At 50.6% G+C, this 14,295-nt stretch carries 12 protein-coding genes; 6 read left to right on the top strand and 6 right to left on the bottom strand.

Annotated features, from left to right (window positions below; all coding sequences use genetic code 11):
* The first annotated feature begins 302 nt into the window (after positions 1-302).
* From GGC63_RS21715 to GGC63_RS35190, 5 genes are all read left to right on the top strand, one after another.
* Entirely contained in the window at positions 303-1,079 is a 777-nt protein-coding gene (locus GGC63_RS21715; RefSeq protein ID WP_192704089.1) for a gluconate 2-dehydrogenase subunit 3 family protein, read from the top strand.
* A gap of 17 nt (positions 1,080-1,096) precedes the next feature.
* Positions 1,097-2,818 (top strand): GMC family oxidoreductase, encoded by a 1,722-nt coding sequence (locus GGC63_RS21710; protein WP_192704088.1) that lies wholly within the window; start codon positions 1,097-1,099, stop codon positions 2,816-2,818.
* 13 nt (positions 2,819-2,831) lie between these two features.
* Complete coding sequence (gene tatC, locus GGC63_RS21705; protein ID WP_192704087.1) at positions 2,832-3,563, top strand: twin-arginine translocase subunit TatC; 732 nt, start codon at positions 2,832-2,834, stop codon at positions 3,561-3,563.
* Between the two features lie 230 nt (positions 3,564-3,793).
* Positions 3,794-3,997, top strand: a complete 204-nt coding sequence (locus GGC63_RS21700; protein ID WP_079909850.1) for a twin-arginine translocase TatA/TatE family subunit — start codon at positions 3,794-3,796, stop codon at positions 3,995-3,997.
* Positions 3,994-4,437, top strand: a complete 444-nt coding sequence (locus GGC63_RS35190) for a c-type cytochrome (protein WP_079909849.1) — start codon at positions 3,994-3,996, stop codon at positions 4,435-4,437. The genes GGC63_RS21700 and GGC63_RS35190 overlap by 4 nt, the downstream gene beginning before the upstream one ends.
* Before the next feature lie 44 nt (positions 4,438-4,481).
* Here the strand turns inward: GGC63_RS35190 and GGC63_RS21690 are convergent, their stop codons facing one another.
* Together GGC63_RS21690 and GGC63_RS21685 are read right to left on the bottom strand one after the other, a co-directional pair.
* On the bottom strand, positions 4,482-4,943 hold the full coding sequence (locus GGC63_RS21690) for a zinc ribbon domain-containing protein (RefSeq protein ID WP_192704086.1): 462 nt from the start codon (positions 4,941-4,943) through the stop codon (positions 4,482-4,484).
* A 213-nt stretch (positions 4,944-5,156) separates the two neighbouring features.
* The gene (locus GGC63_RS21685; RefSeq protein ID WP_225948400.1) at positions 5,157-5,645 is read right to left on the bottom strand and encodes a CcdC family protein; all 489 of its coding nucleotides are present in this window, start codon (positions 5,643-5,645) and stop codon (positions 5,157-5,159) included.
* A 293-nt stretch (positions 5,646-5,938) separates the two neighbouring features.
* On the opposite strand from GGC63_RS21685, the gene GGC63_RS21680 reads away from it, so the two are divergent.
* Positions 5,939-7,198 (top strand): MFS transporter, encoded by a 1,260-nt coding sequence (locus tag GGC63_RS21680; protein WP_225948399.1) that lies wholly within the window; start codon positions 5,939-5,941, stop codon positions 7,196-7,198.
* A gap of 284 nt (positions 7,199-7,482) precedes the next feature.
* Here the strand turns inward: GGC63_RS21680 and hisG are convergent, their stop codons facing one another.
* From hisG to GGC63_RS21660, 4 genes are all read right to left on the bottom strand, one after another.
* On the bottom strand, positions 7,483-8,073 hold the full coding sequence (hisG, locus tag GGC63_RS21675; protein ID WP_192704083.1) for an ATP phosphoribosyltransferase: 591 nt from the start codon (positions 8,071-8,073) through the stop codon (positions 7,483-7,485).
* 323 nt (positions 8,074-8,396) lie between these two features.
* Positions 8,397-12,437, bottom strand: a complete 4,041-nt coding sequence (locus GGC63_RS21670; RefSeq protein WP_192704082.1) for a X2-like carbohydrate binding domain-containing protein — start codon at positions 12,435-12,437, stop codon at positions 8,397-8,399.
* Positions 12,438-12,598: 161 nt separating this feature from the next.
* On the bottom strand, positions 12,599-13,432 hold the full coding sequence (locus GGC63_RS21665; RefSeq protein WP_192704081.1) for an AraC family transcriptional regulator: 834 nt from the start codon (positions 13,430-13,432) through the stop codon (positions 12,599-12,601).
* Between the two features lie 208 nt (positions 13,433-13,640).
* Positions 13,641-14,132: a cysteine dioxygenase gene (locus GGC63_RS21660; RefSeq protein ID WP_192704080.1), complete on the bottom strand. Its 492-nt coding sequence runs from the start codon at positions 14,130-14,132 to the stop codon at positions 13,641-13,643.
* Positions 14,133-14,295 lie beyond the last annotated feature (163 nt).

Below are 14,295 nucleotides of genomic sequence, written 5' to 3'. Positions count from 1 at the left end.
GACCCCGTGCCGTTCTGCCTTGACAGGCGGAACTTGCTCGAGGTCTTTTATCCCTACGGTGTAGTGCAGCAGCTGCACTCGGCTTCGCTTGGTTCGAACCGGCCGATAGCCGTCGGATCCCTAGAAGCCCTTCCACTTAATCGTTATATATTACCATATGCTTTTGCAGGCTGACAATCCTTTTCTATCGATGCATAAAAAACTTTTTCCCCTTCGCATAAAAAGGAAAATTACAGGAAAACTAACGGCATTACAGGTAATTTACCCATATCCAAACATTTCTGACTGAAGGAGGGCTTACTTTGCCGGATCAAAGACCGAATCAACCGCAAAGTGACTCAAGGCGTAAGTTTCTGAAATATTCGGGTGCTGCCATCGGCGGGGTTGTCGTAGGCGGCGTCGTTGGGGGAGTCATTGGCCGGAATCTTGCTCCGAAAGCAACAGAGCCGGGCAAGCAGCCCGATACAGCTCAACCCGGTACAGGAGCAGCCGCAGATTACAATCAAGCGCTGATGTTTTTCAATCAGGAGCAGTTTCGTCTGACGGAAGCGGCAACGGAGCGGATTTATCCGAAGGACGAGCTTGGTCCGGGAGCAAAGGAATTGGGTGTCGCCTATTTTATCGACCATCAATTAGCCGGACAATGGGGGATTAACGCCAGAGAATATATGATGGGACCCTTTCTGGCAGGAGAAGCGACCCAAGGCAACTTCCCGAACGTAAGGCGGCACGAGTTGTTCACGATGGGGCTGCAGGCTATCCAGAATTTGAGTCAAACCAAATACCAGAAGTCGTTTTTGGACTTGGGAGAAGCAGAGCAGGACGAGGTGCTGAAGGCTCTGGAGGCCGGCAATGATATCAAGCTCTACGGCTCGACAGGCCCTGTCTTCTTCAAGCTGCTGGTCAATTTCACTATGGAAGGCGTTTATTCCGATCCGCTGTACGGAGGCAACAAAAATATGCTGGGCTGGAAGATGAAAAATTTCCCCGGCAACCAAATGAGCTATGTGGATGTTGTCGATAAAAAAGAATTTGTCAAAATGGACCCGCAAAGCTTGCGTGACCATTTGAGCCACTAGAAGGGAGTTAGAACTGCATGGCTACAACATTACCCAAGGTATCGGCTGTTGTCGTTGGTATGGGTTGGACGGGCGGCGTGATTTCCTGTGAACTGGCAAAAGCGGGAGTGAAGGTGGTCGGGCTCGAGCGCGGCAGAGCAAGAAAGACCGAGGACTACTACATGGTTCATGACGAGCTTCGTTATGCCCAGCAGTATGGCTTGGCTCAGGACCTGTCCAGAGAAACCGTCACCTTCCGCAACACGGAGAAAGGAACTGCGCTTCCGATGCGCTCCTATGGTTCCTTCATTCTTGGTGAAGGGCTCGGCGGAGCCGGTGTACACTGGAACGGCCAATATTTTCGCTTCCTGCCCTATGATTTCGAGATTAAGTCCAAAACGATTGAACGCTATGGGGCCAAAAAAATCCCCGACGGAATGACGATTCAGGACTGGGGTATCACCTACGATGAGCTGGAGCCCTATTTCGACAAATTTGAAAAAATGGCAGGCATCTCCGGAGAGGCCGAGCAAAACCCGATGGTCGGCAAACGCTCGAATCCGTTTCCTACCCCTCCGATGAAGAAGACTGCGATTATGCAAATGTTCGAGGATGCCTCCAAAAAGCTGGGTATGCATCCTTACATCTACCCTTCCGGCAACCTGTCCACCCAATACACCAATCCCGACGGAATTGCGCGCGCCGCTTGCCAATATTGCGGTTTCTGCGAACGGTTTGGCTGCGAATACGGGGCCAAAGCGGATCCAGTCGTCACAGTGATCCCTGTAGCGCAAAAGACGGGGAACTTCGAGCTAAGAACCGAGTCTAATGTTACTCGGATCCTGAATGACGGGAAGAGAGCGACCGGTGTCGTCTACGTGAATACGATAACCGGTGAAGAATTTGAACAGCCGGCCGATGTTGTTATTTTGACCAGCTTTGTTTTCAACAACGTTCGTTTGCTGCTTAATTCCAAGCTGGGCAAGCCATACGATCCAAAAACCGGCACAGGCGTTATCGGCAAAAACTATGCGTATCAGGTTAACGGCGCCAACTCGGTCGGCTTTTATGATGACCAGGAGTTTAATCTTTATGCAGGAGCAGGAGCCTTGGGTTCAGAGGTAGACGATTTCAACGGAGATAACTTCGACCACTCCAACTTGAATTTCATCCATGGAGCAGGGATCCGGATAGCGCAAGCGGGTCTTCGTCCGATCGCCAATAACTCAACGCCGAAGGGAACCCCTGCATGGGGCAAGGAGTTCAAACAAGCCTCCATCAAATATGCGAACCGGGTCCTCACCGTGGCTGGCCAGGGCTCCAATATGCCATGGAGACATCATTATCTGGATCTGGATCCAACTTACAAGGATGTGTACGGGCAGCCGTTAATCCGGGTTACATACGATTTTGAGGATCAGGACCGCGAGATGGTCAAGTTCATTGCCAGCAAGACGGACGCGATTATGAAGGAAATGAAGGCGACTACGGTCCAAACCAATTCAGAGCTAAAAAACTACAATATCGTTCCTTACCAATCGACCCATAACACCGGCGGTGTCATCATGGGAGCTGATCCTACAACCTCGGCCGTGAACAACTATCTGCAAATGTGGGATGTACAGAACCTGTTCGTCGTCGGTGCCTCTGCGTTCCCGCATAACAGCGGCTATAATCCGACTGCCGTTGTTGGAGCCCTTGCATACCGGGCTTCTGAGGGAATTCTGAAATACTTGAAGACACCTGGCCCTTTAGCATAGCGGGGTGAAGCATTTGGAAGCCAATGAAGAGCTTATCGCGCACCTGGCCGAAATCCGAAAACGGTTGATTATCGTCATAGCATGGTTCGTGCTTGCTCTAGGCGGAGGATTCTATTTGTCACCGGGCATATTGCAATATATCCGGTCCCAGCCGGCAGCAGCTCATATTGAATGGAACGTCTTCTCCTTTACGGACGGGCTGTTCATTTATATGAAATGCGCGTTTGTCTTTGCGATATTTCTGACTCTGCCGGTTCTGCTTTACCACATATGGGCGTTTGTGAGACCTGGTTTGACCGATAGGGAGGCCAAGGAGACGTTTGCTTACATCCCTGCCGCGTTCTTCCTGTTCATGTGCGGAGTCGCATTCAGCTATTCCGTTGTTTTTCCGATGATGGTGCGTTTTATGAAAAGCATGAATCAAAGCATCGGAGCGGTGGAAACATACGGGATAGACCGGTATTTCTCCTTTATGTTCAATGTGATCTTCCCGCTCTCGATCGCGTTCGAAATGCCTGTCATCGTGCTGTTCCTGACCCGCATCGGAGTTCTGACGCCGGACAGGCTCAAAAAAACGCGGAAATACGCGTATCTCGGTCTTGCCATTACCGGATCCTGCATATCTCCGCCGGATTTCGTCTCCCATTTGTCCGTTACGATTCCGCTTCTTCTACTGTTTGAGCTGAGCGTAATCTTATCCGGAACCTACTACCGCAAAATTTCGACGATGCCGAGCAACAGTTGAGGCGAAGCGGAATGAGCAGCATCTTTCGAAGTCAGTTTTGCCTTCGGTAAAACTCAGTAACGCTTTCGAAGTCAGTTTTGCCTTCGGCAAAACTCAGCAACGCTTTCGAAGTTAGTTTTGCCTTCGGCAAAACTCAGTAACGCTTTCGAAGTCAGTTTTGCCTTCGGCAAAACTCAGTAACGCTTTCGAAGTCAGTTTTGCCTTCGGCAAAACTCTAAGGAGGGAACCAAATGTTCAACAACATCGGGGTCTCAGGGTTGATCATCATATTGATCATCGCCCTGATCGTATTCGGTCCCGCCAAGCTCCCCCAATTGGGGAGAGCGTTCGGCGATACCTTGAGGGAATTCCGTAATTCCACCAGAGGGATGGTTGAAGACGTGACCGTCGAAAAAAAAGACGACACCAAGCAAATCATGGAGGAACTAAGATGAAAAACAAATGGACCATTATCGTGCTGGCGGCCGCTCTTACCTTAAGCTTGTCCGCTTGCGGAACCAAGAACCAGGCAAGTCCTTCCCCTGCTCCTTCTCCTGCCACAGGTGGAACAACAGGCGGTACGACCGGAGGGACTACGGGAGGTACAACAGGCGGTACCACCGGCGGAGCTCCCACTGGCGGGACTACAGGCGGAACCGGCGCTACGACACAGGTGAATGCCGAAGCGATCTACAAGCAAAGCTGCGTAGCCTGCCATGGAGGCAATCTGGAAGGTAAAACCGGACCTAACCTGACCAAAGTGGGCGGCAAGCTGTCCAAGGATCAAATTGCGGCCAAGATCGGTGCCGGCGGCGGCGGAATGCCTGCTTTCAAAACCCAACTGAAAAACGAAGAGATTCAAGGGCTTGCCGACTGGCTTGCTGCCAAAAAATAAGAACACAAAAAGAAGAGAAGCGCCGTCTTCTCTTCTTTTTCTGTTCACAGGACGATTCCGCAGTGAGCGCAGAATTTAGCACCGACTTCATTGTAGTTGCGGCAGGAGCGGCACATCACTTGAATAGCCTCATCCGTTTCCTCCGCTCTTGGAAAGTCCTCGAACTGAAAGCCGCAGACCGGACAAAATCTGACGTCCATGGCGACGATTTTGCCGCATCGGCATTCTTTCTCATTTTTGGCCGCCTTAATCCTCTGCTCTAATGCCTGAATCCCTTGGCGAAGCAGGCCGATATGATCGCAGTAGGCCAGAACGTCCCGCTCGGATGCTTTCCAATTGCCGGACGCATGCGCCTGATATACGCATTCCCCGATCAAAAGATACGCTTTTTCAATTTCCCTCTCCTTGGATGCCATTTGTGTCTTAAGCCGTGTCGTTTCCATAGTTTGCTGAGCTTTTTTAGCGGCATCGGATGCTCCCTGCTTCATCTTATCAAAAAAAGACATCGGACAAGCCTCCTCGGTCACATACTTGTTACTTATAAGTATGAAGGGTGCTGACGTCCTCATTCCTTGTTTCCGCAAAATGCAAAATAACCCCGTAACGTGGGGCTAAACTTCAAAGCTGAATCGGGTACTTTGCCGGGAGGCGCAAAATTGGCTAATAATAACAAAAGCTTCCCTGCCGCGATCGGGCATAAGAAGCTTTGGTTTGCATTTTTAGCCATCCCATTGCTGCTTGGCAAGCTGAAGCTTGCGGAATTGGAAGTACATTGCCAATCTCCAAGGCAGCAGCATACCAAAAGCCAGCAAAAAGAAAATGGCTCCCGTTTGGGGCAGCGTCACATACTGCTCAATAATCTGCCGCAGCATAATACGAATAACGAGCAGCCCTGCGAGAATAAAAATAAATACCTTGGAGCGTTTCAAATAAACCTCACCGTCTCGCACCTCCATTTGGGAGGACCGGATCAGCGGATAAGAGAATATAAGAGCTCCGACCAAGAAAGCACCCATAGCCCAGGACAACGGAATTCGGGTCATTGGCGCTGCAAACATAAGAAACCCCGTACTCATAGCGAGCGGCGGGATGAGCAGTTTCTTAGGATTGACTGCTTTATTGGATGCGCGCATCCTGAACAGCATGGCCATACAGGCTGCCATAGCTGCACCTATCGTCACGGTAATTTGCGGATTTACGAAATGCATGGCTTCCACCATCCTATGAAATGTGTATCCTTTTATTTTAAGCAAAGCAATTGCTTTCTTATTTATTATAGCGAAAATAGTAAAGCATTGTAAGTATCGGAGCCGATCTTTTGTCTGGATAGTAGTACTGCTCTTGTTAAAGACAGGAGTGAAATTGGGATCAAGTGCAGAAGCCCCAGTCCTTTGCATCCGGGGAAAAAGATGTATTTACTTTTGTCCGGAGACGTGTATAATTTATTTAGTAAACATTTTTATTTAAAATGTATAATTTTTTTGTAAAGGAGGAATGGTTTATGAGTCAGACCGTGGCGGATCGGGTCGAGACTGCAGAGCAGCCGTTCGATCAGCAAAAGCAAGGTAAAGAGCCTTTGTGGACCCGGACCTTTATTTTACTAGCCCTGGCCAACCTGCTGCTTTTTTTCGGGTTCCAAATGCTGCTGCCTACCATTCCGGCTTACGTAACCCAGCTTGGAGGAGACAATTCGGCCGTCGGGATGGTTATTTTTATACTAACCGTATCCGCCTTAATCATTAGGCCCTTCTCTGGAGCGGCCCTCGATATGTTTTCGGGCAGATCCATTCTCGTGATAGGTTCTGTCATCATTTTGATTGCCATTGGAAGCTACATAGCCGCCGCCAGCGTAGGTGTGATCTATTTGCTGAGGGTCGTGCACGGGATCGGTTGGGGCATCTCGACTACCACCTATGGAACGATGGCTTCGAACATTATTCCGGCGTCCCGCAGGGGCGAAGGTATGGGCTATTTCGGTTTGGCCTCTACATTGGCGATGGCACTGGGACCCATGAGCGGTATCGCCATCATCAATACTTTCAGCTTTGGCGTATTATTCACCGTTTCGTTCGGCCTCACCCTGCTATCCATTCTGGTCTCCATGCTGGTAGGCGGGAAATCTTACTCCGCGGCAGCCGGCACGGAACCTCCCGTTAAGAAAGGAAACCAGGCTTCCCAAGGAAGATTATGGTCCCGGCTTGTCGATAAGCAAGCCTTGTTCCCTTCCCTGCTTGTTTTGCTCCTTGCCTTAACGTACGGGGGGATCGTCAGCTTCATCACCTTGTTCGGGAAAGAGCAAGGTATCGCCAATGTCGGATGGTTCTTCTCGGTCAATGCCATTATGCTGTTTGTCGTGCGGCCTATTTCCGGCAAAATCTTCGACACCCGCGGGCATGTCTGGGTTCTGCTCCCTGGAGCGCTGTTCAGCCTGATCGGCTTGATTCTGCTGTCCTTTACAACAGGAACCGGCAGTCTGATAGCGGCAGCTGCCTTCTACGGCACCGGCTTCGGCGCTATCCAGCCTTCGCTTCAGGCCTGGATCGTCCAGCGTGCTGCTCCGGAACGGCGCGGCGCAGCCAACGCGACCTTCTTCTCTGCCTTTGACCTCGGCATCGGTCTTGGCGCTCTCCTTCTGGGACCTATCGCTGCGGCAACGAATTATGCCATGATGTACCGCGTGTCCAGTTTCATGTTCGTGCTATATTTGATCATTTACGTCGCTTATGTGGCGAGGATGAGAAAAAAGCCTCTGGAGGCGTAGAACAAAAAGGCGGCCGATGAGGCTGCCTTTTCGTTTGTTGAGAACTCGGGAGTTAGAAAAATCGGCTTTGGTGCCCCGGTGGGGTATCCCCTTCCGGCCTCTGTTGTTCTCGGGAAATCTTGATAATATCGTTTTAGCGGATATTTCCCGCGAACAAAGGCGGACGCTATCGCTCCTCCAGGGGATACCCCACCTTTCACCTTTCGCATTTTTCTGCGTGATAAGTTTCTCAACAAACGAATGCAAAAAGGCGGCTATCGCAGCCGCCTTTTTGTATTGTATAGTTAAATGGCGCGCAGTAAGCAGGAACAAAAATCATCGATAGCACGCTGCTTGAGACAATAGCTCCCCCGGTTGGCAATAAGACGGTCTGTCGAAGCCGCTATTGTATCGACTATCGTCCTTCCTGAGGAAGAGGCGTAATCCTGCTCCTCCGCGACTACGGCATCAGACGCAGCCAACGAATCCAGGATAGCGGGTATCGTTCTGACGTGCTTTCCTTTGTCCTGAAAATACCTCAAAGTGATCCTCGGGTATTTCGTTGCAATCGTCAAATCCGGGCGGCTCAGCATCCCGGATTCGCCGAACAGAAACAAATCCACACGGTCCGTACCAAGGTCCAGCAATTCGACGAGATCTTTGGGCTGCTCCCATAAAATATGCTTGCCGGTGATCCCCAAATCGGCCGCTCCACGTTCAACGAGCATAGGAATATCGATCTGCTTCACAATAATCCATTCCATCGCTTGAGAAGAAAGCAAATAGGCTCTTGTGTTCAAAATATGAGGTGGGACCGGAATCCCTGCTTTTTCTAACAGTGGAACGACGGTCTCCAGGTTATCTTTGGGCAAGGCTACTCTCAGCTGCGTTGTCATAGGGTACCTCCTTTGCAATAATATAATGATAAATTAACTACCATATTATCCATAATTACCCTAATAGTAAAGAAAAAGGACGCCTCGTGGCGTCCCTAAGTTGTTGAAAAACCTGTTTTGCGGGAACTATGCTACAAATAGAGGTGGGGTATGCCTCGGAGGAGTTTACGTCCACCTTTGAAACCCGTGAAAATACCGCTAAATAGATTTACCTTTCACGGGTTTCAACAGTGGCTGGAGGGGCATACCCCACCGGAGTATACTGGCAGTAGTTCAAGCTCTTCAGGTTTTTCAACCGACTCGGTTGCCTTAAGGCGTCCCCACTAATGAATCACCCGAATCGTGTCGCTCCCTGCAAAGCTTTTCCCGTCGAGCAGGCTTCCACTGACCGTTAGGGTTGCATTCCCTTCGGCTGTTCCCAAAGCCGCGATGACCTGCTGCCTGTCAAACTTGACTGTCAGGCTTGAGCCCGTTCCTCCTGCCCCCTGCGGCATGGCCTGTGCGGGAATGACCTTGCCGTTCACCGTCAATCGGATCGAGCCTGTATCCAGCTGGGAAGCTGCGTATCCCTGGGGCAGAGCGATACTGGCCGTCATGGAGTTCGCCCCGCCCTGGCTTTTGAGGTTCAGTGTCTTCGGGGTCATAGTCACGGCTGCATCAATAACTACCCGGAGGCTAACCGTCTGTTCCGTTATGTTGCCTGCTTTGTCGGATGCGGTGACGGTTAGCGTGTTGGCTCCCGCTAAATCAGCCAGCCTCACGGCTTGACCGTTCACCACCGGCCTGCCGTTCAATAGAGCGTTTACGCTGTCTACGCCCGATAAATCGTCATAGACGGAATAAGCTACCGTCATCGTCTGGGACGTCGTGTAGGACGGAGCTGCCTTAATATCGATCATCGGCTTCACCGTATCGATATGGATGCCGTAGACGGCCGCCGTCGCCGTATTTCCCGCTTTATCCACCGCTGTCCCGGTTGCCGTCTGGTCTCTCCCATCGTTGGAAAGCAAGATATCTGGAGTTACGCTGGCAACGCCTGAACCGCTATCGACAGCGTTAAAATGCACCGTTACCGGCGTACGGTACCAGCCGTTAAGATTAGGCTGCGGCGCAGCTTCACCGGTAATCACTGGGGGCACCGTATCTACTACCGTCACCTTTTGAGTTGCAGTCCAGGTACGTCCCTCGGCATCCTTGGCGGTCCAGGTAACCACTGTCGTTCCGAGCGGAAAATCACTCGGAGCATCATTGGTGACAACGACTCCTTCCGTCGATGTCGCTGTGCCGATGTCTACCTTAGTCCGTTCTCCCACGGCCTCCACAGTCAGATCACTGGGTACGGTAAGCTCAATTGGGTTGACCGGCGGCACATAATAGACTTCCAACTCGTTGATCGTCGGTTCCTTGCTGGCGCCGGATTCCAGCTTGGTCGAGTACATCAGAAGCCGCAAATATTGCGCTGTGACCGGATCGAAATCGATCGTCTTGCTGGTTCCAATGGAGCTTCCTTCCGTTCCTGGAATGTCGATGTAGTTTTCGCCGTCCTCCGAATATTGCAGGACATAATGGTTCACCCTCTGGTAAGAACTCTCCCGTACAATCACCTGATTGAACGTAATGCTGTCACCAAAATCAACCGTCAGGTGCTGATTCGCGGTTTTTCCTTTCTCCGCAGACCAACGGGACGTAGGATTGCCGTCAAATGCTTTGGCCGCGCTGTAATCATTGCTCCACTGCGATGAAGCCGAATACGTTTTGTTCAGTGTATAGCTCTCTTGAACGACGTTTAATGCCAGAACCGCCTCAGTGCCCGAGCTAAAAGTAAACCGAAGGCTGTATTGGCCCAGAGCCAGCTTCATGAGGTACGAGCTCTTGAAGGTCACAGAGGTACCGTTATTAATGTAATCCGTTCCTTCCTTCAGCACCTGGCTACCATCGTTAATGGAAAGAAGCGTATTGCCGTTCAGACTCATTCCGATGGTGCTGTCGCCTGAATTTTGCGCATATTTTAAGGAGGATGAGCTAAGCTGCGCGCTTGCAGGAGGCAGTACATTGACGTTCAGGAAGGCATCGTTTCCGGCACTGAAGGAGAAGGTCAGAGCATGATAGCCTTGCGCCAGCGAAGCCAGATACGACTTGTTCAACCGAACGGACGACCCTTCCGTCACATAATCCGTTCCTTCCCTTAGACGGAGGCCGGATTCATCTTTTACGGCTGCAAGCGAATTACCGTTCAAGCTCATCTGAACCTTAACATCGTCTCCATTCTGCGGGTAATCCACCGATTTTACGGATAAGCCCGACTGGGACGGCGGAAGTCCTGCTGCCTTAACCCCCATCTCATGGAACGGAATGGATTTGAATTCCGGGATGCTGGAGAAGATCACGGAATCATTCCTTAACTGGAAGTTTCCATTTGCCGCATCTTCAAAGCCTATATCATCCTTGTTGGCAAAGGACAGATTGTTCTCGAAAGTGCCCAGCTTCATATTCTGGCTGTCCCCGGTAATAGGTCCGCTGTTGACAAATGCATTGTTGCGGACAACATTCCGTTTTGGCAGCAGGGGTTCGTCGTTCAAAATATCGGGAAGCGTCGGATAGCGCTGTGCCCAAATATCGCTCTGATAAGGAACCTGATCGAATTTGCTCATCAACGATTCATAATTTTTTTCACCGGGCTTATAGCCGCGGGTCATGAAGGCGATCGAAGAGCCAGTATCGATGACCAAATTGTTCTCAACGACATTTTCTCTGCCGTTGGCCAGCTTGAACGCCTGCTTGCCGATCTTGTAGAACACGTTGCCCCTCATTTCCACGCCGCTCATGTAATCGTCCAAATAAATAGCCGCCGTCGATACACGCAAATCGCTGGCAATAATGTCGTGAAAATAGTTGTTATTAATGACATTGCCGCGCCATACGAAGCTTCTGCCCGAATAAATCGCCGAAGCATCCGCCGTTTCCTTGACCACATCGTAGATTTCGTTGTACTCCATCACATGGTCGTTTCCTCTGAACTGGATGGCTAGATGCGGCGCATTATGCATCTTGTTATGCGTGGCGCGGTTACCGACTCCATTCAGCTCAACGGCGGAGGTGTAAGTCAGTTTGATTCTGGCATAGTTGTAAATATCGTTATTATCCGCGTAGTTCCCCGCAGGAGTCAGCGTCGTAAAATCGCCGCCGTTCAACAGAACGCCCCCGTTTCCCATGCTGTAAATGCTTGAGCCGTAGACTCCGTTGTTCCGTCCCCCGTTGATTTTGACCGCATAGCCGCCCATCTTGCTGATTTCGCAATATTGGATCCGGTTATTTTCTCCGCCCGTAATATCGATGGCGTTGCCCCTATGAACCTCCATCGCGAGATGGCTGAATATGACATTAGATGTATTGTTCATCGTAATCAAATTTTTATTGAATAAAGACAATTGAATTTTACTTTCCTGAAGCGGAGCCGGCGGATAGAGATACAGCATGCCTGTATTACGGTCCACATACCATTCGCCCGGGGCGTCCAGCTCCTCCAGAATATTGTAGAAATAAAAGCGCTGCCCGGCTTTCATCGCATAGCTGGTGCCCTTGTAGGTTTCGATAGTTGTACGCTCCGGGTCAATGGACTTGATCTGAAGATCGTTGGTTGCCCAATCGTTCCCCCAGTAGCCCAGCATCCATGTGTAGTCGATGCTCTGCCATTTATGCAGCCCGCTGTCCTTGTAGGTAAAGGTATATCCGGTCCCTGCCGCGGTGTCGGGAGTCTTCACTACCTGATCCAACGTCGTAAAGCCGCTGTTCGGCCATCGTGCAAGCGTCATCACGTTTCCATTGATAAACAGCTCCGGCGGAACGTTGCTCGTGCTGCCAAGCACGCCGTAGTCGGTAATGCCCAGCGCCTTAAGGTCCAGCTGCATGACTTTGCTGCCGGCTTCCTTGGGAAGCCTCCCCAGAATAGACGGGTCAGAGACGGGGCGGAACATGGACGCACCGATCGTATCCCCGCCGGAAATGGTGACCTTCTCCCCCTGATACGCTTCGTAGGTAATAGGGGAATCCAGCGTTCCGGAGTCCCTCTCATCCAATTGAAACGTATCGGTGAACCGATACTCCCCGCCACGGATGGTCACTTTGACTCCTCCTGGAGGAAGGGCCCCGGCACTTTTCATCTCGCGAATTATGTCGCGGGCTTTTTCCAGCGTAGCGAAAGGGCGGCTCATCGTGCCCTCGAAGGTGTCGCTGCCGTTTTTGGCAACGTAGAGCTGCGTCGGCGCTTGATCCTGAGCGTGCACCATCTGCCCGTTCTCCACTACAGGCATGCCGCTGCCCAAAGCAACGCATAAAGCTATCAGTGTCCTGAACCCGGTCTTCATCCTCATTATCTCCCACCTCGCTGTAGAATGTATGTGCCTGTATTAGGCTCACATTCTCATAATACAGCGCTTTCAAGATCTGCCGTAAGCGATCAGCCTAACCTGTTTTGTTGTAAAATTAACTTTTTGTGGACAAGCGCGGTTCATCCTAATGAACCCTGCTAGCGGCCAGGGAACAAATTGCGATATTCCGAGGGAGAGGCGCCCGCCCCTTTCCTGAATGCCGCAGAAAAATAGGACACATCCTTGAACCCGGTTCGGCGAGCGACTTCCCCAACCGTAAGATCCGTAGAGCTGAGCAGCTGCTTCGCCTTCTCCATTCTCCTTTCATGAATGTACCGCATAGGCGGCATCCCGAGATGCCTTTTGAATACACGGATAAAGTAATTCGGATGAAAATGGGCATTCTGTGCGAGCTCCTCGATCGTCAGCTCCCTGGATAAATGATCGTCGATATAATGGATCGTATCCGTCAGTTTTCGCAGGGAATCATTGACGGCCTCCCGCCCATGATCCGTAACCGCATGATCGATAAAATAGGAAATTATCGCAAAAAGGGCAGACTGGATTTTCAGTGAGGTAGCCGGGCCTTCATCTCTGCGATGTTCCTCCAGCTCCCGAAACCAGTGCTGAAGCTCACGGCTTTCATCCGCTTTCACCACGTTGGTCAAACCGAACAACTGAAAGAGCCGGTTGAAATTCAAATTCGTTTTGAAATGACACCAATGCATGGTATAGGGTGTTCCGCCCGTGACAGAATAAGATTGCTCTACTCCACCTGGTATAAACACCAGATCCCCCGGCTCCGGACAGAGCTGCTCCTTGCCGATCTGAAGCCATCCTTCTCCGCCCTTAATCAGGTAAACTTTGTTATAAGAAGGAGTGAAGCGATGCCTGATCCAATCCGGAGAGCACACGGAAAGCTTCGCAAAAAGCAGCTGAACCCGCAATTGCGACAGCTGGTGATTCAGCAACTGCTTCTTTGCGTCATCCAAAAAGCCCCTCCCCCTTTCGTGGAACCTCTATTCCTAACCCGATCGTTACATTCATAATTCTATTCGCGAGAGGGAAACCCTTTCGGTCCAGGAAGACAATCCTACTAATGAAAATGACCCCGCAAAGAGCGGGGCCGGAAAAATTGTATAGTATGAAAAACCCTATCGAGCCCTATCAAAGACGTTCGACCGTGTTTACTTTTCGTTCTTAAATAACATAATCAAGAACCTGCTCGTATTGGTAATATACCTTTGTATTTTTCATCGCAGGAGTATAAGCATGGAGAGTAACAACTCTTTGCTTGCCGTAATTGCACATTTGATGAATTTGGCCCTTCGGGGCAAACATAAATTGGTTAGGTCGAAGCACGGACTCGCCGCATTCATGGGCGTAGCCCTCTTTATCCAGCCAAAACTGCTTGTTGGTCAGCTCCCCTTCGAGCACATAGGCACATCCTATGGATTCTCCATGGTCGTGGATATAGGTTTCATGCCCTGCAGGCAAATGAATCAGGATGACCTCCACATGCTCGGATTGGAACAAGACCCTCCGGCCATAGGGCAAATGCGACGGCTCCGTCACATACATTGCTGCCTCCTCCGGATTCAAATTCAATCGCTCGACGGCTCTTCTCAAATCGTGGCCGGACGGAGCCGTCAAATGCCGAAACACTTGCTCGATGGATTCAAGTAGTTTCATGCTGTTACCCTCCATTAATCAACTTTTCTTTAATATTGTATAAGTAAATCTTATAATGTGTGCCGATTTTATACTTGTATTCCGCTTCTGCCCGGTTCGTGCTTTTCCCAATTGGCAGCAGCACAAATAATTGAATTATTGAACAGCCTTTTGGGGAAAATAC

The organism is Paenibacillus sp. OAS669 (assembly GCF_014873645.1).
GTDB lineage: Bacteria > Bacillota > Bacilli > Paenibacillales > NBRC-103111 > Paenibacillus_S > Paenibacillus_S vulneris.
This window is presented reverse-complemented; position numbering and strand designations above follow the sequence as displayed.